Origin of the sequence: Acidocella sp., assembly GCF_013044125.1 — a bacterium.
Classification (GTDB): Bacteria; Pseudomonadota; Alphaproteobacteria; order Acetobacterales; family Acetobacteraceae; genus Acidocella.
Genome location: NZ_JABEVC010000104.1, coordinates 1 through 4,003 on the forward strand (window position 1 = coordinate 1; position 4,003 = coordinate 4,003).

Genomic DNA, 4,003 nt, shown 5'->3' on the forward strand with positions numbered 1-4,003 from the left:
GCTAATCGGGCCTCGCTGTGACCGTTGGGGGATAGTTTAGCGGTAGAACTCCTGGCTCTGACCCGGGCAGCCTTGGTTCGAATCCAGGTCCCCCAGCCATCGCATCCAATAAAATACAAAGATTGATCAGCCGTTTGCGCGGCTTTTCGCTTTTGCCAGCCTCGCCGCCGCTGGCATGGCACTGCAAGAAAGGCTGACGATGACTGCTTTCTACCAACCCGAGGACCTCAGCGCGGCCGATGCCATCGCCGCCATCGGGGAGGATCTGGCGTTGTTCGACGACTGGATGGACCGTTACCAGTTCATCATCGAGCTAGGCCGCAAGCTGCCGCCCTACCCGGCCGAATGGCAGGACGAGGCGCACCGCGTGAAAGGCTGCCAGAGCCAGGTCTGGCTGGCGGCGGCGGATAAGGGTGAAAAATTATACTTCACCGGCGCGTCCGATGCCGCCATCGTCTCCGGCCTGGTGGCGCTGGTGCTGCGCGTCTACTCCGGCCGGCCGCGCGCTGAAATCCTCGCCACCCCGGCGCAATTCCTGCACGATCTCGGGTTGATCGGCGCGCTCTCCACCAACCGCGGCAATGGCGTCGCCGCGATGGTGGAACGCATCCAGGCGCTCGCCAGGGGCTGAAGCAGCCAGAGCCTGATTGGTTTAAACGCGATCAGGCTCTGGCCATTTTTCTGAGGGCGATTCACGCTTTCGGCTCGTTCGGCTGAGCGAACCTCAAACGATCGCGCTAACGCCAGTGCGTGGGAACCCACACCCAGCGCCCCGCCCGCAGCGCCCAATGCCCCTCCACCCAATGGTGCCAGCCACGCCGGCGCAGCACATAACGCCCGCGCCGCCAGCGGTACGCGGCGCCGTTCCATACCCAATGCCCCGGCAGCCATACATAAGCGGTGCCAGGCGCCACGGGGATCACCTCGCGCCGCAGCGGCGGCACCGGCCGGTAATAAGGCGGATAGGGCGGCGGCACCTGCGCGCCCGCCCTGCTTGCGCCCAAACCCAGCACCAGCGCCGCGGCGCCCGCGTTCAACAAAGACTTTGCCAAAAACCTGCGAGTCAGCATGTCGCAAATCCTCCTCATCCACGCACCGGTTATACCTAAATTGTAACACCTCTATGCGCCGGATGTTTCGGAACGTATGGCTGGAGTGCCTGAAATTAAAGTCTGGCGCGGCTCCTCCCGGCTGTCAGAATTTTTTACCCGCCGTTTGCAGGCGCGCCAGCAAGGCGGGGCTGATGCCCAGATTATTCATCAGGCCATCACTCAACGTGCCATCATAGCTGCGGTCGATCAGGAACTGGCAGAGATCTAACAGCCGCAGCAGCGTGCCCGTGGCCGCCTTGGCGCCATCCTTGTCCGCGACGTTCGCGGCCAGCACATCCGGCAACGCCCCGCGCAGAAAGCTCATGCTCGCCGCCACGAAGGTGGGAGGAATTTTCGCCCGCACATGCACCGCCCCGATCTGCCGCTGCCGGCTGATAAACGCCGCGCCGTAATCGCCGTTGAACAGGCTTTCCAGCCAGGCGATATGGGTGCGCTTGAGCTGCGCGACGCGCCCCTCGATCAACGGCGCGGTCTGCGGGTCCGTCGCGAGAATTTCATAGAACGCATCGGTCAGGCGCGGGATCAGCGGCTGGATATAGCCGCGAACCGCCCGCATCACGCGCTCATCGTCCTTATCCAGCCCGCAAACATGCCAGAACGTCTGGAGATTCGGGTCAGTGCTTTGCAGTTGCATGGCGGTGCCTTCCCCGGACTGCGGCTATGTCAGGATCGCGGCGGCGGCCTTGGCGGCGCGGCTGGCGTCAATGAACAGCAGGCCAAGCTTGATCGCCTTGCCCGCGATGGTGCACAGCACGGCATCGTTGCCGGCATGAATGATGAGCACATACCCCTGCGCGCCGCTGATCATCACTTGCTCCAGGTTCCCGCGGGAAAGTTCGGCGGCGGTCCGTTCCCCCAGCGAAAGCATGGCGGCGACCATGGCGCTGATCCGGTCTTCATCCATACCGGGCGAAAGCGCTGAGGAAATGATCAGCCCATCGGTGGAAATCAGGGCGGAAGCGTCAATATCGGTGGAACCCCCGTTCAGATCCGTCAGAATGGTTCTTATCTGGTCTTCACGCATGAATGCCTCCAAAGGTTGAGCGCGCGGCAGAGATTAAAAGCTTTTGGTTTTAGCGCAATACGAACATCCAACGATATTTTTTAATAAGACGGCGCGATGGTCCGCCAGGGGCGGCCACGCCGCAAATGCATTTCACAACTGAAACCATACAACACAAATATTTGAACAGCCCGACGCGCCGCCGCCCGCGCGCGCCATTGCCGGGCTGGCGGGCGGTAAATCTGAGTTCTCGTGTATTGTGCAGCATATTGTGCAACGTACCGTTGCAGAAACGGCTGATAAAATCGCTGGTCTGGCGCATAAAATCTCCCCCCGGCGGGGTGCCTGTCCGGGGAGTTTGGGTTATTGCTATGGTAACAGCAAACCTGCTGGAGGTGCTCATGCGTGAAGATCAAATAATCGCCATCCTCTCGGCCCTGAACAGCCGCACCGCCGGCATCCAGGCATCCGCGCTCATCTCCACGGACGGTTTCATCATCGCCTCGGCCCTCGCGGCGGGCATGGATGAAGACCGGATCAGCGCCCTCATTGCCGCCACCCTCTCGCTCGGCGAGCGGACCGCGCTGGAACTCACCCGCGGGAAACTGGAACAAGTGATGGTCAGCGGCAGGCAAGGCCCCGTGCTCATCATCCGCGCCGGGCGCGATGCGGTGCTGTGCGCCATCGCCGCTAAATCCACGAAACTTGGCCTGTTGTTTCAGGATGCCAGCGCGGCCGCACAGGATATCCTGGCTCACGCCGGCGCATTCACGGAAATTCTGGAGGCCCGGCGCGCCGCGAAAACCGTTACGTCCCCCGCGGCCGAGACCGTTCCGGCACCAGACCCCATTGCCGAACCCATTGCCGAACTCATTGCCGAACCGGAATTCGCGGAAGAACCGCCCCTGATCCTGGATGAAACATATCTGTTCCACCCCGCTCCCGCGAATGAGCCTGCGCCAACGGCGGCGCGCCCGCAGGATGATTCAACCGCGGATCAGACCCTGCACGTCTTTTGCCAGGATGTCGGTTTCACGGCGCAAGACCAGGAGATCATCAAATCCCTCCGGAGCCTGATGCACCCGCTCCTGCCTTCCCTCACCGAGCGTTTCTACAAAGTCCTGCTGGCTGACCCGCAAATGGCCCCCTACATCCACAACCGGGTCGATATGCTCAGAAAAACCCATCAGGCCTGGCTGGAGAGCCTGTTCGAGGGTGATTACGGACCGGCCTTCGTGCGCCGCCAGCAGGAAATCGGCGAGGCCCATACGCGCGCCGGCATTCCCCCCATTTATTTCGCGGCGAGCATGGCCTTCCTGCGGGCTGCAATCTCCCCCCTGCTCACCAGCAACATTCCCAACCCGGCGGACCAGGCGCTGGCCGGCAGCTCCCTGCTGCGGCTGCTCGACCTGTGCCAGTACCTCATAGACCCCAAATACTATCAGGTGCTGATCCGCCTCGGTCAGATCACCAAACAACCCGCCCCGCCGCCGGGCTCAGCGCTCACGTTCTAAGCCTGATGACATGAGATGGAATCGCGGCGCGATTCCATCTCATCGCCCGCGGAGCGCTTCAGAGTGCCTCGCCGCCAAATTTGCCTGATTTCGGGAAGCCGTTGGGCGGCATCCGGCCCACCTGCGCGCGCACGCCCAGCCATTCGGTCAGTTTCGGCTCCGTGCGGGTCTTCTCGCCCAGCCGCCAGGTCAGCCCCTCGGCGAGGGTGAACACCTTCACATCGCTCAAGCTGCCGTCTTTGTATTTCTGCAACGCCACGCCCGCCCCCTTGGGCATCTCCGGCACCTCCACCAGTGGAAACACCAGCAGCTTGCGGTTGCTGCCGATCACCGCCACATGGTCGCCCTTGGCTGGCACGCAGGCCGCCCACTCC

General features: G+C 62.6%; 6 protein-coding genes, 1 tRNA gene and 1 pseudogene. 3 read left to right on the forward strand and 5 right to left on the reverse strand.

Annotated elements, in window-relative coordinates:
* Nucleotides 1-25: 25 nt before the first annotated feature.
* Both HKL97_RS06575 and HKL97_RS06580 read left to right on the forward strand, forming a co-directional pair.
* Nucleotides 26-99 (forward strand) — tRNA-Gln (locus tag HKL97_RS06575).
* 76 nt (nt 100-175) lie between these two features.
* Nucleotides 176-631, forward strand: coding sequence for a SufE family protein (locus HKL97_RS06580; RefSeq protein WP_408820785.1), 456 nt, complete (start codon nt 176-178; stop codon nt 629-631).
* Between the two features lie 106 nt (nt 632-737).
* Here the strand turns inward: HKL97_RS06580 and HKL97_RS06585 are convergent, their stop codons facing one another.
* From HKL97_RS06585 to HKL97_RS06600, 4 genes are all read right to left on the reverse strand, one after another.
* Nucleotides 738-1,070, reverse strand: coding sequence for a hypothetical protein (locus HKL97_RS06585; RefSeq protein WP_291423638.1), 333 nt, complete (start codon nt 1,068-1,070; stop codon nt 738-740).
* A gap of 124 nt (nt 1,071-1,194) precedes the next feature.
* Complete coding sequence (locus HKL97_RS06590; RefSeq protein WP_291423640.1) at nt 1,195-1,746, reverse strand: protoglobin domain-containing protein; 552 nt, start codon at nt 1,744-1,746, stop codon at nt 1,195-1,197.
* 24 nt (nt 1,747-1,770) lie between these two features.
* A complete protein-coding gene (locus HKL97_RS06595; RefSeq protein ID WP_291423642.1) occupies nt 1,771-2,136 on the reverse strand; it encodes a roadblock/LC7 domain-containing protein in 366 nt (121 codons plus the stop codon).
* A gap of 49 nt (nt 2,137-2,185) precedes the next feature.
* Nucleotides 2,186-2,437: a hypothetical protein gene (locus HKL97_RS06600; protein ID WP_291423644.1), complete on the reverse strand. Its 252-nt coding sequence runs from the start codon at nt 2,435-2,437 to the stop codon at nt 2,186-2,188.
* Nucleotides 2,438-2,516: 79 nt separating this feature from the next.
* Between HKL97_RS06600 and HKL97_RS06605 the strand changes: the two genes are divergently transcribed.
* Entirely contained in the window at nt 2,517-3,629 is a 1,113-nt protein-coding gene (locus HKL97_RS06605; RefSeq protein WP_291423646.1) for a protoglobin domain-containing protein, read from the forward strand.
* A gap of 58 nt (nt 3,630-3,687) precedes the next feature.
* On the opposite strand, the pseudogene HKL97_RS06610 reads toward HKL97_RS06605, so the two are convergent.
* Nucleotides 3,688-4,003: pseudogene (locus HKL97_RS06610) on the reverse strand (DNA topoisomerase IV subunit A); the annotation flags it as partial.